Source organism: Streptomyces sp. MJM8645 (genome assembly GCF_001625365.1).
GTDB lineage: Bacteria > Actinomycetota > Actinomycetes > Streptomycetales > Streptomycetaceae > Kitasatospora.
The window spans coordinates 5010001-5035219 of record NZ_LJJF01000001.1; the positions used below are offsets into that span (position 1 = coordinate 5010001).

Here is a 25219-nt window from a genome sequence, read left to right on the forward strand (position 1 = left end):
GAGTGCGTAATAGCTCACTGGTCAAGTGATTCCGCGCCGACAATGTAGCGGGGCTCAAGCACATCACCGAAGTCGTGTCATTGCAGCATATAGGGCCAACGCCTGCTGTGATGGGTAGGGGAGCGTCGTGTGCCGGGTGAAGCGGCGGTGGAAACCAGTCGTGGACGGTATACGAGTGAGAATGCAGGCATGAGTAGCGATACAAGAGTGGGAAACTCTTGCGCCGATTGACCAAGGGTTCCTGGGTCAAGCTGATCTGCCCAGGGTAAGTCGGGACCTAAGGCGAGGCCGACAGGCGTAGTCGATGGACAACGGGTTGATATTCCCGTACCCGCTTTGAAGCGCCAACGCTGAACCAGGTGATGCTAAGGCCGTGAAGCCGGCCCGGAGTCTTCGGACAAAGGGACGTGGTGGAGCCGCTGAACCAAGTCTGTAGTAGGTGAGCGATGGGGTGACGCAGGAAGGTAGTCCAGCCCGGGCGGTGGTTGTCCCGGGGTAAGGGTGTAGGCCGAGTGATAGGCAAATCCGTCACTCATTAAGGCTGAGACCTGATGCCGAGCCGATTGTGGTGAAGTGGATGATCCTATGCTGTCGAGAAAAGCCTCTAGCGAGTTTCATGGCGGCCCGTACCCCAAACCGACTCAGGTGGTCAGGTAGAGAATACCGAGGCGTTCGGGTGAACTATGGTTAAGGAACTCGGCAAAATGCCCCCGTAACTTCGGGAGAAGGGGGGCCATTCCTGGTGACGGCACTTGCTGTCAGAGCTGGGGGTGGCCGCAGAGACCAGCGAGAAGCGACTGTTTACTAAAAACACAGGTCCGTGCGAAGCCGTAAGGCGATGTATACGGACTGACGCCTGCCCGGTGCTGGAACGTTAAGGGGACCGGTTAGCTTGGATTCGTCCAGGCGAAGCTGAGAACTTAAGCGCCAGTAAACGGCGGTGGTAACTATAACCATCCTAAGGTAGCGAAATTCCTTGTCGGGTAAGTTCCGACCTGCACGAATGGCGTAACGACTTCTCGACTGTCTCAACCATAGGCCCGGTGAAATTGCATTACGAGTAAAGATGCTCGTTTCGCGCAGCAGGACGGAAAGACCCCGGGACCTTTACTATAGCTTGATATTGGTGTTCGGTTCGGCTTGTGTAGGATAGGTGGGAGACTTTGAAGCAGCAACGCCAGTTGTTGTGGAGTCGTCGTTGAAATACCACTCTGGTCGTGCTGGATGTCTAACCTGGGTCCGTGATCCGGATCAGGGACAGTGTCTGGTGGGTAGTTTAACTGGGGCGGTTGCCTCCTAAAGAGTAACGGAGGCGCCCAAAGGTTCCCTCAGCCTGGTTGGCAATCAGGTGTTGAGTGTAAGTGCACAAGGGAGCTTGACTGTGAGACTGACGGGTCGAGCAGGTACGAAAGTAGGGACTAGTGATCCGGCGGTGGCTTGTGGAAGCGCCGTCGCTCAACGGATAAAAGGTACCCCGGGGATAACAGGCTGATCTTCCCCAAGAGTCCATATCGACGGGATGGTTTGGCACCTCGATGTCGGCTCGTCGCATCCTGGGGCTGGAGTAGGTCCCAAGGGTTGGGCTGTTCGCCCATTAAAGCGGTACGCGAGCTGGGTTTAGAACGTCGTGAGACAGTTCGGTCCCTATCCGCTGTGCGCGTAGGAGTGTTGAGAAGGGCTGTCCCTAGTACGAGAGGACCGGGACGGACGAACCTCTGGTGTGCCAGTTGTCCTGCCAAGGGCATGGCTGGTTGGCTACGTTCGGGAGGGATAACCGCTGAAAGCATCTAAGCGGGAAGCCTGCTTCGAGATGAGCACTCCCACCTCCTTGAGAGGGTAAGGCTCCCAGTAGACGACTGGGTTGATAGGCCGGATATGGAAGCCCTGTGAGGGGTGGAGTTGACCGGTACTAATAGGCCGAGGGCTTGTCCTCAGTTGCTCGCGTCCACTGTGTTGTTCTGAAACAACGACCCCAACCCGTTTGGCTACGGGGTTGGTGCGGTTGACAGTTTCATAGTGTTTCGGTGGTCATAGCGTGAGGGAAACGCCCGGTTACATTCCGAACCCGGAAGCTAAGCCTTACAGCGCCGATGGTACTGCAGGGGGGACCCTGTGGGAGAGTAGGACGCCGCCGAACAATCATTCCAAAAAGACCCCCTCCCGTCCGGGAGGGGGTCTTTTTGCGTTAACCTCTGCCGACACACGAACCAGAGTTTGTCGGAGAGGCGCGATCCGTTGCAGAACCTGACCCTTACCTGGCAGTCCGCCGGGGGCGCCGCGGTCGCTCTCTACGGCGGGGCGTACGCCGCCGCCAGGGTCCGGAAGCCGTCCTTGTCGGCGCTGCTGCGGGAGGCTGGCACGCTGCTGGCGCTGTTCGCGCTCTGGCAGCTGGTGGGCCACCTCTCGGTGATGAGCGGAGACCACGCGCTGGACCGGGCGGATTGGATCCACCGCACCGAGTCGGCGATCGGTCTACCGGACGAGGCGTCCTGGCAGGCGGCCGTCACGCCGTACCCGGTGCTGGTGAGGCTCGCGAACTACTACTACGCGGCGATGCACTTCGCGGTGATGCTGGCGGTGCTGCTCTGGGTGTTCGTGCGGCACCGGGAGCGGTACGCGTGGGTGCGGAACACGGTGGTGATCACCACGGCGGTCTGTCTGCTGGTGCAGTTCATCCCGGTGGCGCCGCCCCGGATGCTGCCGCAGCACGGGTTCGTCGACGTGGCCGCCGAGTACGGGCAGTCGGTGTACGGGGGCGCGATGGGCGGTGTGGTGGTGGCCGACCAGCTGTCGGCGATGCCGTCGGTGCACGTCGCGTGGTGCGTGCTGGCGGCGGTCGCGGTGGTGCGGGTCTCGCGGAGTCCGCTGCGGTGGGTGATGGTGCTGCACCCGGTGCTGACCGTCGCGGTGGTCGTGGTGACCGCGAACCACTTCTGGGCGGACGGCATCGTCGCCGTCGTGATCCTGCTGCTCGCGTACGCCGCCCAGGCCCTGGTGGCACGTCGCCGGGGTCGGGCCTCTGTCGACACGGAGGTCCGACCCCGGTACGCCGCGGCGGATCAGCCGCAGCGGGTCATTTGACCGGCAGGGCGATCCTGCCCCAGGAGCCGTTGCTGAGCGCGGAGGTGGCCCAGTACCAGGCGGTGAGCCCGGAGACGGCCGCGACCCAGCCGGCGAACTTGGCGAGGCCGCTGTAGCCGCCGAAGACGGCGATGGCGTTCAGCAGCAGGGACAGCGTGAGCAGGCCGTAGACGGCGCGGCTGAACAGGCCCGCGCCCCAGCTGGCGGCGGTCAGGGTGAGGGCGAGCAGGGCCCAGAGCAGGAGGAACAGGCCGGCGGCGTTCTTGCCCGCCCCGCCGGCCGTCGACCAGGTCGCCCAGAAGGCGCCGAGGCTGGTGAAGGCCGTTCCGGTGAAGCCCTCGCCGCCGCGGAGCTGCCACAGGCCCGCGATGAAGAGGGTGACTCCGCCGACCAGATGGGCGAGGTGTGCCGCGTCCCCGACCCCGGTGCCGCTGAAGACGCCGGTGGAGAGCAGGCCGTAGGCGAGCAGTGTGAGGCCGAGTGCGAGGTAGCCGAGGTTACCCGCGTCGGCTCCGGTGGAGCGGGCGTTCGTTGCCCCGGTAGCTTCGTTGCTCACCGGAGGCTCCTTTCACTTTGGGCGCGCGCAGGGCGCAGTCAACGCAGTGGTGTGGTCCGATGAGGTGGATGCGCGCGACCGCGCCGAGGGCGCACGGCTGGAGCGTGCGCGGGCTGCGGTCAGAAGTGATGGGTCGGCGGGAGAGCCGCCGGTCCTGTCCCCGCCGGGGGATTCCCCGGTGAGATCGGTGTACCCGGACGTACTCGCTTGTACCCTTGTGAATATAACAATTTGTGACGATGTCAGCTGTGGAACGCTCAGGGCCGACCGGGGAGCCAGGGGCTGACCGAGAGGCGGTGTCGGCTCACGAGGCGCGCTGGGTCGGCACCCGCAGGGTCAGGATGGCCATGTCGTCGGACGGCGGTTCCGGGGCGAAGCGCTCGACGGCGCGCTGCACCCGCATCGCGACCGCCCCGGCGGTCAGGCCGGTACAGCCCGTGAGCACCTCGGCGAGGCCGTCGTCGCCCAGCATCCGGCTGCCCTCGCGGCGTTCGGTGACGCCGTCGGTGACGCACAGCAGGACCTCGCCGGGGGAGAGCACCAGGCGCTCGGCGGTGAGGTCGAGGTCCTCCATGACGCCGAGCAGCGGCTGCGGGGTGGCGGCCCGGTCGACCTGGCCGTCGGTGCTCAGCCGGAGCGGCAGCGGGTGGCCGGCGCAGACCAGGGACAGTTCGATGCTGCCGTCCGGGCGGGGCGTCAGTTCGCCGTAGAGCAGGGTGAGGAAGCGGCTGCGCGAACCCTCGTCCAGGATGGCCGCGTTGAGGCGGCGGAGCACCTGCGGTGCGTCCAGGCCCTCGCGGGCGAGCAGGCGCAGCGAGTGCCGGGCGAGGCCGGTGACCGAGGCGGCCTCGGGGCCGGTGCCGCAGACGTCGCCGATGGCGAAGCCGTAGGTGCCCTCGCGGATGGTGAACAGGTCGTAGAAGTCGCCGCCGACCTCGTTGCCCTCGCCGGCGGCCTGGTAGTAGACGTCGACCTCGACGCCCGGGATCTCGGGCAGGTCCGGCGGCAGCAGGCTGCGTTGCAGGGCCTGGCTGGTGGCGGTGCGCTCGGAGTAGAGGCGGGAGTTGTCGAGCGCGAGGGCGGCCCGGCGGGAGAGGTCCTCGGCGAGTTCGAGGATCTCCTGGCGGAACCGGACGCCGGCCGGGACGCCGAGCGCGAGCAGGCCGATGACCCGGTTGCGGGCGGTCAGCGGCAGGACGACGGTCTCGCCGAGCAGTCCGGCGAGTTCGGGGCTGTCGGTGAGGCCGCCGGCGGCGGCGGTCTCGGCGGGCGCCGACCAGAAGCGGACGCCGTGGGTCGGGCCGGCGTCGGGGGCCGGGGTCTTGTCGAGCAGGTCGCGCAGCGGGTCGATCCGGTCCTCGTCCTCGTGCAGGACGAAGGCGAGGCCGGCCGCGGCGCCGTGGTCGCCCTTGGTGTAGACGGCGCACCAGGAGGCGAGGGTGGGGACGGCCATCTGGGCCATCAGGGCGAGGGTCTGCTCGTGTTCGAGGGTGCCGGCGAGCAGGTCGGAGGCCTCGACGAGGAAGGACAGCGAGCCCCGGCGGAGTCGTTCGAGCTCGGTCAGCCGGGTGCTCTCGACGGCGAGGGCGACCCGGTCGGCGGCGAACTGCAGCCGCAGGGCGTCCTCGTTGTCGTAGCGGCCGGGCGCGGCGGTGGCGATGCCGAGCGAGCCGATCAGCCGGCCCTCGACCTTGAGCGGGACGGTGACCAGGGAGCGCATGCCGCTGCCGGTGAGCAGGGGCAGGCCGGTCGGGCGGGAGGTGAGGTCCTCGTGGACGGAGGGCAGCCGGGCGGAGTCGTAGCGGCTGCCGGTGTCGACCGGGAAGCGGGTGTGCCGGCGGTGCCCGGAGGTGAAGCCGGTGGCGGCGCGGACCTCGAACTCGGTCTCGTCGTCGGTGGTCAGCAGCAGGTACGCGGCGTCGGCGTCGAGCAGGTCGCGGGCGCGTTCGACGGTGCGCTGGAGCAGGGTGTCGAGGTCGTCGGTGGCGACCGGGCCGGCCAGCAGGTCGAGCCGGGGGCCGGTCGGGTCGGAACGCTCGCCGGGCAGGGCGCGGGCGGGGGAGCGGAGCACCGCGCGGTCGGGTTCGAGGACGAGCAGGCAGAGGGTGGAGGGGACGCCCTCGGTGTCGCGTACGCGGACCTGGACGCCGTACACCTCGACCTCGTGGCCGTCCGCGCGGCGGACGCCGTAGCCGCCCTCCCAGCGGGCCAGCCGCAGGGTGTCGGCGAGGCCGAGGCCGCGGCCGGCGGACTGCGGCCAGACGGCGAGGTCGGCCCAGGGGCGGCCGAGGACGGTCGTGGCGGGGTACTGGAAGAGCGCCTCGGCGTCCGGGTTCCAGGCGAGGACGCGGCCGTCCTCGTCGAGCTGGACGACGGCGACGTGCACCGGGCCGGGGCCGCTGGGCAGGTCGCTGCCGGGGGTCGCGGGGACGGCGTAGCGGGTGCCGGCCACGGGGGCGGGCAGGGCGAGCCGGAACCAGACGGTCTTGCGCCCGGCCGCGTACTCGACGCCCCAGCGTTCGGCGAGGGCGGAGCACATCAGCAGGCCGCGGCCGCCCTCGCCGTCGGGGTCGGCGTAGCGGTCGGAGGCGGTGACGGGGCCGTCGCCGAGGGAGGGCAGGCCGCGTTCGGGGTGGTGGTCGGTGACTTCGATCCGGACGGTGCCCTCCTCCCGCAGGCAGCACACCTCGGCGGCGGTGCCGGCGTGGACGACGGCGTTGGTGACCAGTTCGCTGACCAGGACGACGGCGTCGTCGACGACCTCGGGCAGACCCCAGCCGAGCAGCGCGTCCCGTACGAAGCCCCGGGCGGCGGCTGCGGACCGGCCGTCGGGGTCGAAGGTGGCGGCTGCGCGCGCGGTGACCACGTTGCCACTTCTCCTCTGCTGCTCTGGCCTTGACTGTCCGGGGCGTGGCGCCGACTCCCGGTGCGTGCCGCCGGGGTGGCGGCGCTGGGTCGGGTCATGGCCCGGTGCAGCGCTCCACCCTACTTTCCGCTTGGTTCCCCGTGGGGACGGGGCGTTGAAACAGGCACCTGAGAGTGATTCTGCCCACCTGTTTCGGACGGTCGGCTACCAACCGGGCGCAACCGGCCGTATACCCGGCGCCGGTGCTGCCAGACTGGGGGGTCCGCGACGGCCGGTCGGAGCAGTACGGTCGATGCGGGTGCCGGTGTGCCGTGTGGGGCGCCGGTACGCAGCCCGACCGGGCCGGTGCCCCGGTGCGTGCCGTACCGGCACGGACGGTCACCGGGAAAGTTCACGATGTGGGAGGGGCCCGTTGAGTTCGGCCACCAAGGACGCAACCGGTACGACGCCGCCCGTTCCGCGCGGTGGGCGGTCCGGGACCGCGCCGCGGAACGCGGCCGGCCGGCGAGTGAGCCACAACCGGGGGGCGGAGCCGGCCGAACTGCGGAAGCTGTTGGCCGCGCTGACCGCGATGCGGGACGGCAACTTCCGCCGCCGGCTGACGGTTCCGGGGGACGGTCCGCTGGCGGAGATCGCCGCGGTGTTCAACGAGGTCGCCGAGCGCAATCAGCACCTGACCGGCGAACTGGCCCGGGTGCGGCGGGCGGTGGGCCGCGAGGGCCGGCTGAACGAGCGGCTGGAGACCGGCGCGGGCGAGGGCGCCTGGATGGCGGCCGTCGACAACTGCAACGCGCTGATCGACGATCTGGCCCGTCCGATGGCCGAGGTGGGCCGGGTGCTCTCCTCGATCGCCGAGGGCGACCTGGACCAGAAGATGGAGCTGCGCTCGCTGCACAGCAACGGGGTGAGCCACCCGCTGCGCGGCGAGTACCTGAAGATCGGCCGGACCGTCAACGGGCTGGTGGACCAGCTCTCGGAGTTCACCGACGAGGTGACCCGGGTGGCCCGCGAGGTGGGCACCGAGGGCAAGCTGGGCGGCCAGGCCAAGGTCCGCAGTGTGTCCGGCAGTTGGAAGGACCTGGCGGATTCGGTCAACACCATGGCCGGCCGGCTGACCGCGCAGGTGCGCAACATCGCCCAGGTGACCACCGCGGTGGCCAAGGGCGACCTGTCCCGCAAGGTCACCGTCGAGGTGGCCGGCGAGATGCTGGAGCTGAAGAACACCGTCAACACGATGGTGGACCAGCTGAACGGGTTCGCCGCCCAGGTCACCGGGGTGGCCAGGGACGTGGGCACCGAGGGCCGGCTCGGCGGTCAGGCGCAGGTGCCGGGCGTGGCCGGGGTCTGGCGGGACCTGACGGACTCGGTGAACTTCATGGCCGACAACCTGACCGGCCAGGTGCGCAACATCGCCCAGGTGACCACGGCGGTGGCGCGCGGGGACCTCTCGCAGAAGATCGAGGTGGACGCGCGCGGCGAGATGCTGGAGCTGAAGAACACCATCAACACGATGGTCGACCAGCTCTCCGGCTTCGCCGAACAGGTGACCAGGGTGGCCCGCCAGGTGGGCACCGAGGGGCGGCTCGGCGGTCAGGCGCAGGTGCCCGGGGCGGCCGGGGTGTGGCGCGACCTGACCGACAACGTCAACTTCATGGCGAACAACCTCACCGATCAGGTGCGCAATATCGCGCAGGTGACGACCGCGGTCGCCAAGGGCGACCTGTCGCAGAAGATCCAGGTGGACGCGCGCGGGGAGATCCTGGAGCTGAAGAACACCATCAACACGATGGTGGACCAGCTGGGCGCCTTCGCCGACGAGGTCACCAGGGTGGCCCGGGACGTCGGCACCGAGGGCATCCTCGGCGGTCAGGCGAGCGTGCCCGGGGTGTCCGGGACGTGGAAGGACCTGACCAACAGCGTCAACCTGATGGCCAACAACCTGACCAGCCAGGTCCGCAACATCGCCGAGGTGACCACGGCGGTGGCGCGCGGCGACGTGTCGAAGAAGATCACCGTCGACGCCCGGGGCGAGATCCTGGAGCTGGTGACGACCGTCAACACCATGGTCGACCAGCTGTCGGCGTTCGCCGACGAGGTGACCCGGGTCGCCCGCGAGGTGGGCACCGAGGGGATCCTGGGCGGCCAGGCGCGGGTGCGCGGGGTGTCGGGGATCTGGAAGGACCTGACCGACAACGTCAACTTCATGGCGTCCAACCTGACCGGGCAGGTCCGCAACATCGCCGAGGTCGCCACCGCGGTGGCCCGCGGCGACCTGTCCAAGAAGATCACCATCGAGGCGCAGGGCGAGGTCGCCGCCCTCGCCGGGACCTTGAACACCATGGTCGACCAGCTCTCCTCCTTCGCGGTGGAGGTGACCAGGGTGGCCCGCGAGGTCGGCACCGACGGCACCCTGGGCGGTCAGGCGAGCGTGCCGGGCGTGGCCGGCATCTGGAAGGACCTGACCGACAACGTCAACCTGATGGCCAACAACCTCACCGGCCAGGTCCGCAACATCGCGCTGGTGATCACGGCGGTGGCCCGCGGCGACCTCTCGCAGAAGATCGACGTCGACGCGCGCGGCGAGATCCTCCAGCTCAAGACCAGCATCAACACCATGGTCGACCAGCTGTCGGCGTTCGCCGACGAGGTCACCCGGGTCGCCCGCGAGGTGGGCACCGACGGGCGGCTCGGCGGCCAGGCCCGGGTGCCCGGCGTGGACGGCACCTGGCAGGACCTCACCGAATCGGTGAACGAACTGGCCAACAACCTGACCCGGCAGGTGCGCGCGATCGCCCAGGTCGCCACCGCCGTGACCAGGGGTGACCTGAGCCTGCGGATCGACGTGGACGCCGCGGGGGAGCTCGACGAGCTCAAGGACAACATCAACCAGATGATCGCCAACCTGCGCGAGACCACCCGCACCAACCAGGAGCAGGACTGGCTCAAGACCAACCTGGCCCGGATCTCCGGCCTGCTCCAGGGCCGCCGGGACCTGGAGGCCGTCGCCTCGCTGATCATGACCGAGCTGACCCCGGTGGTCTCCGCCCAGCACGGCGCCTTCTTCCTCGCCCAGCCGGCCGGCCGCACCGCCGAGCTGATCACCGAGGACGACGACGAGAACGACACCGTCCTGCGGCTGATCGGTAGTTACGGCTACCAGCGGCGCGCGATGCCGACCACCTTCCGGCCCGGCGAGTCGCTGATCGGGCAGGCCGCGGTGGAGAAGCGGGCGATCATCCTCAAGGAGGCGCCGCCCGGATACCTCAAGATCGCCTCCGGCCTCGGCGAGGCCTCGCCGGCCCACATCGTGGTGCTGCCGGTGCTGTTCGAGGGCCGGCTGCTGGGCGTGATCGAGCTGGCCACCTTCAGCTCCTTCACCACCGTCGCGCTGGACTTCCTCAACCAGATCGCCGACCTGATCGGCGTCACCGTCAACACCATCAGCGTCAACACCAAGACCGAGGGCCTGCTGCTGGAGTCCCAGCGGCTCACCGCCGAACTCTCGATGCGATCCGCCGAGTTGGAGGCGCGCCAGGAGGAACTGGAGCGCACCAACGAGGAGTTGCAGGAGAAGGCCGAGCAACTCGCCCAGCAGAACCGCGACATCGAGATCAAGAACAGCGAGATCGAGGAGGCCCGGCAGGTCCTGGAGGAGCGCGCCGAGCAGCTCGCCCTGGCCTCCCGGTACAAGAGCGAATTCCTCGCCAACATGTCGCACGAGCTGCGCACCCCGCTCAACTCGCTGCTGATCCTGGCCAAGCTGCTCTCCGACAACAACGAGGGCAACCTCTCGCCCAAGCAGGTCGAGTTCGCCGACACCATCCACGGCGCCGGCTCCGACCTGCTCCAGCTGATCAACGACATCCTCGACCTCTCCAAGGTCGAGGCCGGCAAGATGGACGTCCGCCCGGCCCGGATCGCCCTGGTCCAGCTGGTCGACTACGTCGAGGCCACCTTCCAGCCGGTCGCGCTGGACAAGAACCTGGACTTCGCCGTCCGGGTCTCGCCCGCCCTGCCGGTCACCCTGCACACCGACGAGCAGCGGCTCCAGCAGGTGCTGCGCAACCTGATCTCCAACGCCGTCAAGTTCACCGACGCCGGCGCGGTCGACTTCTCGATCTCCCCGGCCGGCGCGGAGGTCCCGCAGCACGTGCGCGAGCGGCTGCTGGAGTCCGGCTCGATCAAGGACCCGGACGACGAGCTGATCGCCTTCGCGGTCTCCGACACCGGCATCGGCATCCCCGGCAACAAGCTGCGGGAGATCTTCGAGGCGTTCAAGCAGGCCGACGGCACCACCAGCCGCAAGTACGGCGGCACCGGGCTCGGCCTGTCGATCAGCCGCGAGATCGCGCGGCTGCTGGGCGGCGAGATCCACGCCGAGAGCGAGCTGGGCAAGGGCTCCACGTTCACGCTCTACCTGCCGCTGCGCACCGAGGCCCCGGGCGCGACCCAGGTCGAGCGCCCGGTCGTGTCGAGCGTCCCGACGCTGCGCGCCTCCGTCGGCGTGACCCCGATCGGGGTGCCCGTGCCGGTCGGTGAGAACCCGGCCGACCACTGGGCCCAGGAGGTCCGCGAGCTGGCCGAGGAGCGCCGCCGCGGAGCGGTGGAGCGACGGCGCAGCGCCGCCCTGGACGCCGCCGCCGGGGCCCGCCCGGTGGAGCCCGCCCCGCCCCGCCCCAGCCGCAGCGACGTGCGCTTCGACGGCCAGCAGGTGCTGATCGTGGACGACGACGTCCGCAACGTGTTCGCCCTCACCAGCGTGCTGGAGCAGCACGGCCTGACCGTCCTGTACGCCGAGAACGGGCGCGAGGGCATCGAGATGCTGGAGCAGCACGAGAACGTGGCGCTGGTCCTGATGGACATCATGATGCCGGAGATGGACGGCTACGCGACCACCGAGGCGATCCGCCGGATGCCCCAGTTCGCGGGCCTGCCGATCATCGCGCTGACCGCGAAGGCGATGAAGGGCGACCGGGAGAAGTCGCTGGAGGCGGGCGCCACCGACCACATCACCAAGCCGGTGGAGACCGACCACCTGCTGGCGGTGATGCGCGAGTGGCTGCGGGCGGACCGCGCGTAGCGCCGGGGGAGGGCGCGAACTCCGGGGCGGGCTCCGGGGTTCGCGCCGTCCGGTGGGCCGGTTTGCTGGCGGTCGGGCCCGGGAACCCGGTAGGGTCACCGATCGTTGCGAACAGTGACCGGACGGCGACACGCTGCTGAGCGTGCGCCGGAGCACTGGCCGCGCGCCGCTCCGGATCGGGTCACGACGGAGCGATGTGCCGGGCGAGGGGGTGCGGCTAGCATGACCGGGGTAGCGGTGGGCAGGACGCGAGTGCCATCACCGGGCGGCAGGCAGGCGACAGGAGGGCGAGCCCTGATGCAGAAGGCGAAGATCCTCCTGGTCGACGACCGACCGGAGAACCTGCTGGCGCTGGAGGCGATCCTCTCCGCGCTGGACCAGACGCTGGTGCGCGCCGTCTCCGGCGAGGAGGCGCTCAAGGCGCTGCTCACCGACGACTTCGCGGTGATCCTGCTGGACGTCCAGATGCCCGGGATGGACGGCTTCGAGACGGCCGCCCACATCAAGCGCCGCGAGCGCACCCGGGACATCCCGATCATCTTCCTGACCGCGATCAACCACGGCCCGCACCACACCTTCCGCGGCTACGCGGCCGGGGCCGTGGACTACATCTCCAAGCCCTTCGACCCGTGGGTGCTGCGCGCCAAGGTCTCGGTCTTCGTCGACCTGTACGTGAAGAACTGCCAGCTGAAGGAGCAGGCCGCGCTGCTGCGGCTGCAACTGGAGGCGGGCGGCGGCGAGCCGCCCCTGGGCGGGGCGCTGCTGGGCGAGCTGTCCGCGCGGCTGGCGGCGGTCGAGGAGCAGGCGGAGGCGCTGGGCAAGCAGCTGGACGGCGTCGAGGACGCCGGGGTGGCGGCCACCGCGGCGCACCTGGAGCGCAAGCTGGCAGGGCTGCGCCGGGCCCTGGACGCGCTCCGGCCGGGAACCGCGTAACCGGTCGGCGGGGTTCACTCCTGCGGGTGAATTTCTGGCGCGGCCGGGTGAAACCGGGTCAGCGTGACGGTGTGTCTGCGACACGTCCCTGAGCCCCGGCTCGGGCACATGTGCACTGGTGGCCCACCCCGGTAGGCTGCTGACCCATGGCCACTCGTACGCCCGGAAGCGCGGCACGCAACCCGAGTCCGGGACCGTCCAAGAAGGCCGCGGCGAAGGCCCCGGGCAAGCCGCCCGCGAAGAAGGCGGCGGCCAAGAAGGCGGCCCCGGCGAAGAAGGCGGCGGCCAAACCGGCCCCGCCGTCCCCGCCGCCGCCCAAGCCGATACTCTTCCGGGCCGTCCGGGCCGTCTGGCTCGGCGTGGCGAACAGCATCGCCGCGATCTTCCGGGGCTTCGGCGACGGGGCCAAGAACCTCCACCCGGCCCACCGCAAGGACGGGCTGGGCCTGCTGCTGTTCGCACTCGCGCTGGTGACCGCCGCCGGCACCTGGTTCAGCCCGCAGGGCTGGCTGGGCGAGGCGGCCACCGCCGTGGTGTCCGGGCTGTTCGGGCGGCTCGACGTGCTGGTGCCGTTCCTGCTGGCCGGGATCGCGGTCCGGCTCTGGCGCCACCCGGAGCTGCCGGAGGCCAACGGCCGGATCATGATCGGCCTGAGCGCGCTGCTGGTCGGCGTCCTCGGCCTGGTGCACATCGGCTGTGGCGCGCCCATGATGGGCAGCGGCGCCTCGCGGATAAGGGCGGCCGGCGGGATCATCGGCTGGGCCGTGTCCACCCCGATGATGGCCGCCGCCGGGCCGGCGCTGGCCGTGCCGCTGCTCCTGCTGCTGTCCTTCTTCGGCCTGCTGGTGGTCACCGCCACCCCGGTCAACCGCATTCCCGAGCGGCTGCGGTCGGCCGGCGTGCGGCTCGGCGTGGTGGAGCCCGGGCCGGAGGACGAGCTGCGCGAGGGGCGTACGCCGGAGCGCGACCTGTCCACCGAGCCGCCCGAGGACGCGGACCCCGCCGCGCTGCCGTTCACCGTGGGCAGCGAGGACCCGGGCGACGAGGTGGCCGCTCGCCGTCGGCGCCGCCGCCGCAAGCCGGCGGACGACGAGGACCAGCCCGACGCCGTCCGGGTGTCCCTGGACAAGGAGCCGCTGGACCCGTACGCCACCCGCGACCTCGCCGCCGGCGCCGCCGCCGACCTGGACGGGGCACTGGTCTACGGCGTGCCCGCCTCCTCGGCGGTGGCGAACATGATGCACCAGGTGCAGGACCGCACCGCCCCGCCGGAGGAGGCCGCCGTCCCGGCTGCCCGCAGCGCGGGCCCGGGCGCGCCCGAGGAGCACGGCCCGGCCCCGGTGCGGATGGAGCAGCTCCAGCTGGCCGGCGACGTCACCTACGCGCTGCCCCCGCTCGACCTGCTGGAGCGCGGCGGCCCGGCCAAGGCCCGCAGCGCCCTCAACGACGAGGTGGTGGCCCAGCTCAGCAGTACCTTCGCCGAGTTCAAGGTGGACGCCAGGGTCACCGGCTTCACCCGGGGCCCGACGGTGACCCGCTACGAGGTCGAGCTCGGCCCGGCCGTCAAGGTGGAGCGGATCACCGCGCTCGCCAAGAACATCGCGTACGCGGTGGCCAGCGCCGACGTGCGGATCATCAGCCCGATCCCGGGCAAGTCCGCGGTCGGCATCGAGATCCCCAACCGGGACCGCGAGATGGTCAACCTCGGCGACCTGCTGCGCTCGCGCACGGCCGCCGAGGACACCCACCCGATGGTCGTCGGCATGGGCAAGGACGTCGAGGGCCAGACCGTGATGGCCAACCTCGCCAAGATGCCGCACATCCTGGTGGCCGGCGCGACCGGCGCGGGCAAGTCGTCCTGCATCAACTGCCTGATCACCTCGATCCTGGCCCGGGCCACCCCGGACGAGGTCCGGATGGTGCTGGTCGACCCCAAGCGGGTCGAACTGACCGCGTACGAGGGCATCCCGCACCTGATCACGCCGATCATCACCAACCCGAAGAAGGCCGCCGAGGCCCTCCAGTGGGTGGTCCGCGAGATGGACCTGCGCTACGACGACCTCGCGGCGTTCGGCTTCCGGCACGTGGACGACTTCAACGCGGCGGTGAAGGCCGGCACGGTCACCCCGCCGCTCGGCAGCGAGCGCGAGCTGACCCCGTACCCGTACCTGCTGGTGATCGTCGACGAGCTGGCCGACCTGATGATGGTGGCGCCGCGCGACGTCGAGGACTCGGTGGTCCGGATCACCCAGCTGGCCCGCGCGGCCGGCATCCACCTGGTGCTGGCCACCCAGCGGCCCTCGGTGGACGTGGTCACCGGCCTGATCAAGGCCAACGTGCCGTCCCGGCTGGCCTTCGCGACCTCCGCGATGGCCGACTCCCGGGTCATCCTGGACCAGCCCGGCGCGGAGAAGCTGATCGGCAAGGGCGACGCGCTGTTCCTGCCGATGGGCGCCGGCAAGCCGATCCGCCTCCAGGGCGCGTTCGTCACCGAGGCGGAGATCGCCGCGGTGGTGCAGCACTGCAAGGACCAGCTGACCGCCGTCTACCGGGACGACGTGACGGTCGGCGGCGGGGCCAAGAAGGAGATCGACGAGGAGATCGGCGACGACCTGGACCTGCTGATCCAGGCGGCCGAGCTGGTGGTCTCCACCCAGTTCGGCTCGACCTCGATGCTCCAGCGCAAGCTCCGGGTCGGCTTCGCCAAGGCGGGGCGGCTGATGGACCTGATGGAGTCGCGCGGGATCGTCGGGCCGAGCGAGGGCTCCAAGGCCCGCGACGTCCTGGTGAAGCCGGACGAGCTGGACGGGGTGCTGGTCGCCCTGCGCGGCTGACGACCCGCGCCTGCGACGAGTGTTCACCCGTTCGGAGGAGGGTAGGCGCGTGAAGGGGAACCGAACGCCCGTACGCCGCGTCACAGGCCGGAAAGCGAACCCCCCGGGTTCCCCGCGCGGGCCCGCTGACGGCCGTTCAGCGGGGTGCCGGGCACCCGTCGGGGCGGGCGCGCGCATTCGGGCCTGTTCCGCTTGAGAAACGATCCGCCCGCGCCCCTAGACTGTTCCCCAGCAGGTGGCCATCCGCTCGAAAGGCGTGCCCCGTGACCATCGGCAAGTCCCCCGACCGCGAGAACGCCCCGTCGTCCGTCGAGCCGACCGACGACGCGGTGCAGGCGGCCGATGCCCCGAGCATCGGCCGGGTGCTGTCCACCGCCCGGATCGAGGCCGGGCTCACGGTGGACCAGGTGAGTACGGCGACCCGGGTCCGGGTGCCGATCGTCCACGCCATCGAGGAGGACGACTTCGGCCGCTGCGGCGGCGACTTCTACGCCCGCGGGCACATCCGCGCGATCGCCCGCGAGGTCGGCGTCGACGGCGAGGCCCTGATCGCCCGGTACGACGCCGCGCACGGCGGCTCGCCCGCCTCCAAGCGGCCGACCCAGCTGATCGACAGCGGCCCGATCAAGGTGCCCGGCCGCAGCCGGCCGAACTGGGCGGCGGCCATGGTCTCCGCGATCGTCGTGGTGGTCGTCCTGATCGGCTTCAACCTGGTCAGTGGCAAGGACGGCCACATCGGCACCGGCTCCGCCAGCGCGCCGCTGCCCAGCGGCTCCGGCACCGGCTCGGTCGCCTCCGTGCCCTCGCCCACCGTGCAGCCGCCGGCGCCCGTGCCGAGTGCGGCCGCGATCGCCGCCGTCCCGGCCGACAAGGTCACCGTGAAACTGGTCGCCGAGGGCAGCACCAGCTGGGTGTCCGCGGTGGACGGCAGCGGGAAGTCGCTGTTCCAGAACAACATCAGCGACGGCCAGGACCAGACCTTCACCGACCCCAAGCAGATCAAGCTGGTGCTCGGAAACGGCGGGGCCGTGCACGCGTACGTCAACGGCAAGGATCTCGGCCTCCTCGGCAAGGACGGCCAGGTGGTGCACGTCACGTACACCCCCGGCGATCCGCAGGCGGGCTGACCACAGGCCTGCGGAGGCCCTGGAGAGCGGCCCTGCGGCCTGGCGAAGATCTGGTAATCCGAGGCGCGCGGCCTCCGGGGCGAACGGCACCGGAGGCCGCGCGTTAATCTTGGCCCTATGCCTGAACGCCGTACTGTCGCCCTTGTCACGCTCGGATGCGCCCGCAACGAGGTGGACTCCGAGGAACTCGCCGGGCGACTGGAAGCCGACGGCTGGTTGCTCGTCGACGACGCCGCCGAAGCGGACGTCGCCGTCGTCAACACCTGCGGCTTCGTCGAGGCCGCCAAGAAGGACTCCGTGGACGCCCTGCTGGAGGCCAACGACCTCAAGGGGCACGGCCGCACCCAGGCCGTCGTCGCCGTCGGCTGCATGGCCGAGCGCTACGGCAAGGAGCTCGCCGACGCCCTGCCCGAGGCCGACGGCGTGCTCGGCTTCGACGACTACTCCGACATCTCCGACCGCCTCCAGACCATCCTCTCCGGCGGCCACCACGCCCCGCACCTCCCGCGCGACCGCCGCAAGCTGCTGCCGATCAGCCCGGCCGAGCGGCAGTCCGCCGCCGAGGCCGTCGCGCTGCCCGGCCACGGCGCCGCCGAGACCCCGGCCGAGCCGATCACCGACCTGCCCGAGGGCCTCGCCCCGGCCTCCGGCCCGCGCACCCTGCGCAAGCGGCTCGACGACAACCCGGTCGCCTCGGTCAAGCTCGCCTCCGGCTGCGACCGGCGGTGCTCCTTCTGCGCCATCCCGGCGTTCCGCGGCTCCTTCATCTCCCGCCGCCCCTCCGACGTGCTGCACGAGGCCCAGTGGCTGGCCGAGCAGGGCGTGCGCGAGGTCGTCCTGGTGAGCGAGAACAACACCTCGTACGGCAAGGACCTCGGCGACATCCGGCTGCTGGAGACGCTGCTCGGCGAGATCTCCGCGATCGAGGGCGTCGAGCGGGTCCGGGTCTCCTACCTGCAGCCCGCCGAGATGCGCCCCGGCCTGATCGACGCGATGACCGGGACCACGGACGTGGTGCCCTACTTCGACCTGTCCTTCCAGCACTCGGCGCCCGCCGTGCTGCGCCGGATGCGCCGCTTCGGCTCCACCGACCAGTTCCTGGACCTGCTGAAGACCATCCGCGACCGGGCCCCGCAGGCCGGCGCCCGGTCCAACTTCATCGTCGGCTTCCCCGGCGAGACCGAGGCGGACTTCGCCGAGCTGGAGCGCTTCGTCACGCACGCCGGGCTGGACGCGATCGGCGTCTTCGGCTACTCCGACGAGGACGGCACCGAGGCCGCGACCTACGACGGCAAGCTGTCCGAGGACGTGATCGCCGACCGCCTGAACCGGCTCAGCCGGCTGGCCGAGGAGATGACCGCCCAGCGGGCCGAGCAGCGCGTCGGCACCGAGGTCGAGGTCCTGATCGAGTCCATCGAGGACGGCGTGGTCGAGGGCCGGGCCGCCCACCAGGCCCCCGAGACCGACGGCCTGACCACCCTCACCGGCGTCGAGGACCCGCAGATCGGCCAGTTCCACCGGGCCAAGGTGGTCGCCAGCGAAGGCGTCGACCTGATCGCCGAGGCGCTGGAGCCGGTCCGGGTCCGTCAGGCCCCGGGAGCCGGGGAATGACCAAGGGGCCCGGCGCCCCGGCCGCGGCCCATCCGGGCAGACCGCCGGCCGCGGTGCCGCCGGTGCCGGCTGTCTGGAACATCGCCAACATGCTCACGATGCTCCGGCTGCTGCTGGTGCCGGTCTTCGTGTCGCTGCTGTTCGCCGACGGCGGGCACGACCCCAAGTGGCGCTCGGTCGCCTGGGCGTCGTTCGCCATCGCGATGATCACCGACCTGTTCGACGGCGAGCTGGCCCGGCGCAAGGGCCTGGTCACCGACTTCGGGAAGATCGCCGACCCGATCGCCGACAAGGCGATCATGGGCTCGGCGCTGATCGGCCTCTCGCTGCTCGGAGACCTGCCCTGGTGGGTCACCGCGGTGATCCTGGCCCGCGAACTCGGCATCACCCTGATGCGCTTCTGGGTGATCCGCTACGGCGTCATCCCGGCCAGCCGCGGCGGCAAGATCAAGACGCTGACCCAGGGCATCGCGGTCGGCATGTACGTCCTGGAGCTGACCGGCTGGCTGGCCACCGCCCGGGCCGTGCTGATGGCCCTGGCGGTACTGCTGACCATCGGCACCGCGCTGGACTACGTCGGACAGGCGCTGCGCATGCGCCGCGAGGGACTGGCCGCGGAGCGCGCGGGCCGGTGAGCGACGGGGGAGACCGGGTGACGGAGCACGAGCTGGCGGTACGGGCGCACGAGGCGCTGCGCGCCAGGGGCGGCACGCTGGCCGTCGCCGAGTCGCTGACCGGAGGGCTGCTCGCGGCCGCCCTGGTCGACGTCCCCGGGGCGTCCGCGACCTTCCGGGGCTCGGTCACCGCGTACGCCACCGAGCTGAAGGCCTCGGTGCTCGGCGTGGACGAGGGGCTCCTGGCGGTGTACGGGCCGGTCCACCCGGTGGTGGCGGGGCAGATGGCCGAGGGCGTGCGCCGGCTGCTGGGGGCCACGTACGGGATCGCGACGACCGGGGTGGCCGGGCCGGACCCGCAGGACGGGCAGTCGGTGGGCACCGTACACCTGGCGGTCGCCGGTCCGGAGGGAACTCTGGTCAGTTCGCCCCGGCTGTCGGGCGGGCGTGCCAGAATCCGTCACGGGGCGGTGACCGCCGCTCTGGAGCTGTTCGTCGGGCGGCTCCGGGCCGGTACGCCCACGACCTGAACCCCGCGGGGCCCGCACCCGGGCGTCCCGCAGCCCGTTGGAGGCGCCGCGGAGGCGTGGTGGAGCCCCGATCGCGGTGATCTCCACCGAACCGAGATCCGCCGATCCGGTCCGCGGGCATGGCACAGCTGGAGGATCGTGTTACATCCAAGGGCCTGGTTGGGCAGAAACCAGGTGGCGAACGAGTTGCGTGACGGTGGCCGGGCGGTCCGCGAGGGGTACCACGAGGGGCCCGCGGACCCGGAAACGACACCGGAACGAGGAGGGGGACAGCCTTGCAGCCCAGAGTGAACACGACCAGGGTCCCCGCACGCGAAGCGGGCAAGGCGGTACGGTGGGGTCGTGACATCTCGATCCGCAGTCCGAGGAGGGAGGCACCGATGATCCTGCTTCGTCGCCTACTGGGCGATGTACTGCGTCGGCAGCGCCAGCGCCAGGGCCGCACACTCCGCGAGGTGTCGGCGGCAGCCAGGGTTTCGCTCGGTTACCTCTCCGAGGTCGAGCGGGGACAGAAGGAGGCCTCCTCGGAGCTGCTCTCCGCCATCTGCGACGCGCTCGACGTCCGGATGTCCGAGGTCATGCGCGAGGTCAGCGACGAACTGTCGCTCGCTGAACTTGCGGCGATGGCCACCCTCTCCGAAGGTGATCTGCTGAGGCCGGTACTCGAACCGGTTCCGCTGCCCGCCCCCGGCACCGACCGGGCGAACATGTCGCCCAAGGCCGCCGCGATGGACGTGGTCGCCGCCTGAACCCGGCCTCGACTCCCGGGCTCCTGGTGCCCGGGGCGAGCGAAGGAGGGCGGTCGTGCGGAGATCCGCGACGGCGTGCACGGAGGCTCGAATACGGCTGCGGCGACTGATACCGTGGCCGGCCCGCCGGGTCCTGGTGATCCTGACGGCAGGGCTGGTCTGGTGGCTGCCGGCGGTCCGGGGACAGTTGGCCGACGGCGCCGTGCTGGGACTGCTCGCGGCCGGCGGCTGGGGACTCGGCCTGATCCCGGTCCACGCCGACCGGAACGCGACCGGGCCGCAGCGGCGCCCGTCAAAGGAGGCCGTGGCCCGGGTGGCGGCGCAACCGCCGACAGTCGGCTGAGCCACTCGAACGGGTGATACGAGCGAACGAAGGCCGCGGGGCACCGGATGCCCCGCGGCCTTCGGCGTCGGCGGACCTCAGGAGGACCGCAGGCGCAGGCCGCGCGGGGTGGCGTGGAAGCCGGCCTCCTCCAACGCGGCGCCCAGCGCCGAGCCGAGGGCCGGCTCGCCGTTCGCCCGCTCGACCGTGACGCTGCCGAGTGCACCCTCGCGGACCGCGGCCGCCAGCGCGCCCACCGCCAGCGCCCGGATGGCGCCGTCCTCCGGCCAGGCCAGCAGCGACTTGCCGCCCCGTTCGACGTACAGCGCCAACTCGCCGTCCACCAGCACCACCAGGGCGCCCGCCTTGCGGCCCGGGCGGTGCGCCCGGGCCTCCTTGGCTCCGGGGGCCGTCGGCGGCTCCGGCCAAGGCAGTGCGGAGCCGTAGGCATTCGCCGGATCGGCGGCGGCCAGCACCAGCACCTGCGGCGGCTCGGTGGCCGGGGCGGCCGGCCACTCGGCGGCCCGGGCCCGCTCCAGCCGGCCGTTGACCGAGCGCAGCCGGTCGGCCGCGCCCTCCATGGCGAACTGGGCGCCGCCCAGCCCCTCGACGAAGTAGCCCCGGCGGGCCCGGCCGCGCTCCTCCATCGCGGCGAGCACCCGGTACACCCCGGCGAAGCCGCCCGGCACCCGCTCGGCCGCCACCGCGCCCCGGGTGACCAGGCCGTGCCGGTCCAGCAGGCTCTGTGCCTGGGTGGTGGCCCGGACCGTCGGGTCGGTGGTGAAGGCGGGCAGCAGCGACCAGCGCCCGGCCACCGTCGGCGGGCCGCCGCGCAGCGCGCCGCCGACCCGGCCGAAGGCGCGGCCGGCGCCGCCGTAGCGGCCGCGCGGGGTCGCCCGGGGCGCGCGGTGGGCGGTGGCACCGGCCGTCCGGCCGGAGCCGAGCAGGGCGCGCAGCGGGGCGAGGGTGTCGTTGGTGACGTACCCGGCCCAGACGAGGTCCCAGAGTGCCTCGACGATCTCCGGCTCCGGGGTCTCCTCCGGCAACTGCTGGACCAACTGGCGGAAGAACAGGCCGTAGCCGCCGGCCAGCGCCGCCATCAGCGCGCTGTGCACGGGGGTGAGCGCGGGCGGGACGGGCTCGGGGCGCAGCAGGTGGGCGTGCTCGGCCAGGTGCAGGCTGAGCCAGCCGTCCTTGCCGGGCAGCGCGCCGGCCCCGCACCAGCCGATCTCGCCGGCCGCCGTCAACTCGTCCAGCAGGCCGGGGGAGTAGCCGGTGAGCCGGGCCGGGAGGATCAGCTTCTCCAGGGCGGAGGCGGGCAGGGCGGTGCCCTGGAGCTGTTCGACCACCCGGAGCAGGCCGTCCGGGCCGCTCAGTCGGTGGCCGGCCAGGTGCTGCCACTGCGGGAGGAACGCGGCCAGGGCGCGCGGCGGGACGGGTTCGACCTCCTGGCGCAGGGCGGCCAGCGAGCGGCGGCGCAGTCGGCGCAGGACCTCGGCGTCGCACCACTCGGTGGTGGTGTGGTCGGGAGGGGTGGCGCCTAGCGCCTCCGGCGAAGGGGGCCGGCGGGCGACGGGTGGGCGGAACTGGCCCTGGACCAGGCGGCCGGCGGCGGTGAGCCGGTGCAGGGTGCCGGTGACGACGGCAGTGCCGAGGCCGAAGCGGGCGGCCGCCTCGGCGGCGGCGAACGGGCCGTGGGTGCGGGCGTAGCGGGCGAGCAGGTCGCCCAGCGGATCCTTGACCGGCTCGGTGAAGGCCTCCGGGACGCCGACCGGCAGCGGGGTGCCGAGCGCGTCGCGCAGCCGCCCGGCGTCCTCGACGGCGGACCAGCGCCGCTCGCCGGCGATCCGGACCTGGATCACCCGGCGGGCGGCCTCCAACTCCAGGGCCCAGAGCGGCTCGGCGCCGCGGGCCGCCAGCTCGGCCTCGGTGAGCGGGCCGAGCAGGCGCAGCGCGTCGGCGACGCCCTCGGCGTCCTTGATCCGGCGCTCGGGGGTGAGGCGCTGGAGCTCGGCCTCCAATTCGGCGAGCACCTGCGGGTCGAGCAGTTCGCTCAGCTCGGCCTGGCCGAGGAGTTCGGACAGCAGCCGGGAGTCGAGCGAGAGGGCGGCGGCGCGGCGCTCGGCGAGCGGGGAGTCCCCCTCGTAGAGGAACTGGGCGACGTAGCCGAACAGGAGGGAGCGGGCGAAGGGCGAGGGCTCGGGGGTGGTGACCTCGACCAGGCGGACGGCGCGGGATTCGAGGTCGCCCATCAGCTCGACCAGGCCCGGCACGTCGAAGACGTCCTGGAGGCACTCGCGGACGGCCTCCAGGACGATCGGGAACGAGCCGTACTCGGAGGCGACTTCGAGCAGTTGGGCGGCGCGTTGGCGCTGCTGCCAGAGCGGGGTGCGGCGGCCGGGGCTGCGGCGCGGGAGCAGCAGGGCACGGCCGGCGCACTCGCGGAAGCGGGAGGCGAACAGGGCGGAGCCGCCGACCTGGTCGGTGACCAGCTGCTCGATCTCGGCGGCGTCGAACAGGGCGGCGTCGGCGCCGACCGGGGCCTCGTCCGAACCGGACCGCTCCGGGGGGCTGGTGAAGTCGAAGTCGGTGGCGAGGAGGTCGGCGTCCGGCAGGCGCAGCACGATGCCGTCGTCGGCGTGCATGACCTGGGGGTCGAGGCCGTGCTTCTCGCGCAGCCGGGCGCCGAGCGCGAGCGCCCAGGGGGCGTGCACCTGGGCGCCGAAGGGGGAGTGGATGACGATCCGCCAGTCGCCGAGCTCGTCCCGGAAGCGCTCGACGACGATGGTGCGGTCGTCCGGGAGGTGGCCGGTGGCGGCGCGCTGTTGGGCGAGGTAGTCGAGCAGGTTGGCGGCGGCCCAGTCGTCCAGGCCGGCCCGGTGCAGCCGGGCGGTGGCGGCCGCGGGCTGCAGGGCGCTCAGCTCGCGGGTGAACGCGCCGAGGGCGCGGCCGAGTTCGAGCGGGCGGCCGAGGGTGTCGCCCTTCCAGAACGGGAGCCGGCCGGGCACGCCGGGGGCGGGGGTGACCAGCACCTTGTCGTGGGTGATCTCCTGGATCCGCCAGGAGGTGGTGCCGAGGGTGAACACGTCGCCGACGCGGGACTCGTAGACCATCTCCTCGTCGAGCTCTCCGACCCGGCCGCCGCCTTTTTTAGGGTCGGCGCCGGCGATGAAGACGCCGAACAGGCCGCGGTCGGGGATGGTGCCGCCGGAGGTGACGGCGAGCCGCTGGGCGCCGGGGCGGCCGGTCACGGTGCCGGCCACCCGGTCCCAGACCACCCGGGGGCGCAACTCGGCGAAGGCGTCGGAGGGGTAGCGGCCGGCCAGCATGTCGAGCACGGCCTCGAAGGCGGACTGCGGGAGGGTGGCGAAGGGCGCGGCGCGGCGGACCACGGTGAGCAGGTCGTCCACCGGCCAGGCGTCCAGCGCCGTCATCGCGACCAGTTGCTGGGCGAGCACGTCCAGCGGGTTGCGCGGGACGCGCAGCGCTTCGATCCGGCCGGCCCGCATCCGCTCGGTGACCACGGCGGACTGCACCAGGTCCCCGCGGTACTTGGGGAAGAAGACGCCGGTGGAGACGGCGCCGACCTGGTGGCCGGCCCGGCCGACCCGTTGCAGGCCGGAGGCGACCGAGGGCGGGGACTCGACCTGGACGACCAGCTCGACGGCGCCCATGTCGATGCCCAGTTCCAGGCTGGAGGTGGCGACCACGGCGGGCAGCCGGCCGGCCTTCAACTCCTCCTCGACCAGCGCCCGCTGCTCCTTGGAGACCGAGCCGTGGTGGGCGCGCGCGATGACCGGCGGGGCGCCCTTGGCGACGCCGGACTCGGCCATCAGCTGGGCGGGGGAGTGCGCCTCGGGCAGCGGCTCACCGGTGGCCCGTTCGAGGGCGATCTCGTTCAGCCGGTTGCACAGGCGCTCGGCGAGGCGGCGGGAGTTGGCGAAGACGATGGTCGAGCGGTGCGCCTGCACCAGGTCGACGATCCGCTCCTCGACGTGCGGCCAGATCGACGCCTGCCGCTGCGGGTCGGCGTCGGAGGAGGCGCCGGTGGCCGGGGCCGCGGGCAGGTCGTCCAGGTCGGGGACGGGGACGACCACCGACAGGTCGAACTCCTTGGCGGCGGCGGGCTGGACGACGACGGCGCCGCGCTGCGGGCTGAGGTAGCGGGCCACCTCCTCGACCGGGCGGACGGTCGCGGATAGGCCGATCCGGCGGGCCGGGCGCTCCAGCAGTTCGTCCAGCCGCTCCAGGCTGAGCGCGAGGTGGGCGCCGCGCTTGGTGCCGGCGACGGCGTGCACCTCGTCGAGGATCACCGTGTCGACGCCGCGCAGCGCCTCCCGGGAGGCGGAGGTGAGCAGCAGGAACAGCGACTCGGGGGTGGTGATCAGGATGTCCGGCGGATGGGTGGCGAAGCGGCGGCGGTCGGCGGCGGGGGTGTCGCCGGAGCGGGTGGCGACCTGGACCTCGGGCTCGGGCAGGCCGAGCCGGACGGCGGCCTGGCGCAGGCCGGTCAGCGGGGCGCGCAGGTTGCGCTCGACGTCCACCGCGAGGGCCTTGAGCGGTGACACGTACAGGACCCGGCAGCGGCGCTTGGGGTCCGCCGGGGGCGGGGTGCTGCTCAGCCGGTCCAGGGCGGAGAGGAAGGCGGCGAGCGTCTTGCCGGAGCCGGTGGGGGCGACCACCAGGACGTCGGTGTCCTGCCGGATGGCGCGCCAGGCCTCGGCCTGGGCGGTGGTGGGGGCGGAGAAGGCGCCGGTGAACCAGGCCCGGGTGGTCGGGGCGAATCCGGCCAGGGGGTCGTCGTTCGGCGGGGTCGGGTGCGGGGGCGCCATGCCCCCATGGTGCCGGGTGGCACCGACAACCGGGGTGGGGGAGCGGAGGTCGCACGGGTGTGGTGAGCATGGGTGTAGTTAAAG

Annotated in this window: 13 protein-coding genes and 2 rRNA genes (1 of these 15 cut by a window edge); 12 read left to right on the forward strand and 3 right to left on the reverse strand. The window is 71.8% G+C overall.

Annotated features, from left to right (window positions below):
* The 3 genes from A6F73_RS21645 to A6F73_RS21655 form a co-directional block, all read left to right on the forward strand.
* Positions 1-1933 (forward strand): 23S ribosomal RNA (locus A6F73_RS21645) (it extends 1188 nt beyond the left edge of the window).
* Between the two features lie 87 nt (positions 1934-2020).
* Positions 2021-2137, forward strand: a 5S ribosomal RNA gene (gene rrf / locus A6F73_RS21650).
* Positions 2138-2235: 98 nt separating this feature from the next.
* Positions 2236-3081: a phosphatase PAP2 family protein gene (locus tag A6F73_RS21655; protein WP_079135872.1), complete on the forward strand. Its 846-nt coding sequence runs from the start codon at positions 2236-2238 to the stop codon at positions 3079-3081.
* On the opposite strand, the gene A6F73_RS21660 is transcribed toward A6F73_RS21655, so the two are convergent.
* Positions 3074-3637 (reverse strand): GPR1/FUN34/YaaH family transporter, encoded by a 564-nt coding sequence (locus A6F73_RS21660; RefSeq protein ID WP_063349313.1) that lies wholly within the window; start codon positions 3635-3637, stop codon positions 3074-3076. The two genes, A6F73_RS21655 and A6F73_RS21660, sit on opposite strands and share 8 nt — an antisense overlap.
* A gap of 304 nt (positions 3638-3941) precedes the next feature.
* Positions 3942-6503, reverse strand: a complete 2562-nt coding sequence (locus A6F73_RS21665) for a SpoIIE family protein phosphatase (protein ID WP_063349314.1) — start codon at positions 6501-6503, stop codon at positions 3942-3944.
* A gap of 508 nt (positions 6504-7011) precedes the next feature.
* Here A6F73_RS21665 and A6F73_RS21670 point away from each other — a divergent pair.
* The 9 genes from A6F73_RS21670 (at position 7012) to A6F73_RS21710 (ending at position 20324) form a co-directional block, all read left to right on the forward strand.
* Positions 7012-11583, forward strand: a complete 4572-nt coding sequence (locus tag A6F73_RS21670; RefSeq protein WP_279634925.1) for a HAMP domain-containing protein — start codon at positions 7012-7014, stop codon at positions 11581-11583.
* A gap of 294 nt (positions 11584-11877) precedes the next feature.
* Positions 11878-12516 (forward strand): response regulator, encoded by a 639-nt coding sequence (locus tag A6F73_RS21675; protein ID WP_063351395.1) that lies wholly within the window; start codon positions 11878-11880, stop codon positions 12514-12516.
* 146 nt (positions 12517-12662) lie between these two features.
* Positions 12663-15350 carry a DNA translocase FtsK gene (locus A6F73_RS21680; RefSeq protein WP_063349315.1) on the forward strand — a complete coding sequence of 896 codons (2688 nt, stop codon included), beginning with the start codon at positions 12663-12665 and terminating at the stop codon, positions 15348-15350.
* A gap of 263 nt (positions 15351-15613) precedes the next feature.
* The gene (locus A6F73_RS21685) at positions 15614-16477 is read left to right on the forward strand and encodes a helix-turn-helix domain-containing protein (RefSeq protein WP_079135873.1); all 864 of its coding nucleotides are present in this window, start codon (positions 15614-15616) and stop codon (positions 16475-16477) included.
* Between the two features lie 117 nt (positions 16478-16594).
* Positions 16595-18088 (forward strand): 30S ribosomal protein S12 methylthiotransferase RimO, encoded by a 1494-nt coding sequence (rimO, locus tag A6F73_RS21690; protein ID WP_063349316.1) that lies wholly within the window; start codon positions 16595-16597, stop codon positions 18086-18088.
* Positions 18085-18723, forward strand: a complete 639-nt coding sequence (gene pgsA, locus A6F73_RS21695; protein ID WP_063349317.1) for a CDP-diacylglycerol--glycerol-3-phosphate 3-phosphatidyltransferase — start codon at positions 18085-18087, stop codon at positions 18721-18723. Before rimO ends, pgsA begins: the two co-directional genes overlap by 4 nt.
* Before the next feature lie 17 nt (positions 18724-18740).
* A complete protein-coding gene (locus tag A6F73_RS21700) occupies positions 18741-19232 on the forward strand; it encodes a CinA family protein (protein WP_244293456.1) in 492 nt (163 codons plus the stop codon).
* A gap of 380 nt (positions 19233-19612) precedes the next feature.
* Positions 19613-19981, forward strand: a complete 369-nt coding sequence (locus A6F73_RS21705) for a helix-turn-helix transcriptional regulator (protein WP_049660741.1) — start codon at positions 19613-19615, stop codon at positions 19979-19981.
* A 55-nt stretch (positions 19982-20036) separates the two neighbouring features.
* Entirely contained in the window at positions 20037-20324 is a 288-nt protein-coding gene (locus tag A6F73_RS21710; protein WP_159398505.1) for a hypothetical protein, read from the forward strand.
* Between the two features lie 77 nt (positions 20325-20401).
* Here the strand turns inward: A6F73_RS21710 and A6F73_RS21715 are convergent, their stop codons facing one another.
* Positions 20402-25135, reverse strand: coding sequence for an ATP-dependent helicase (locus A6F73_RS21715; RefSeq protein WP_063349319.1), 4734 nt, complete (start codon positions 25133-25135; stop codon positions 20402-20404).
* Between the last annotated feature and the right edge of the window lie 84 nt (positions 25136-25219).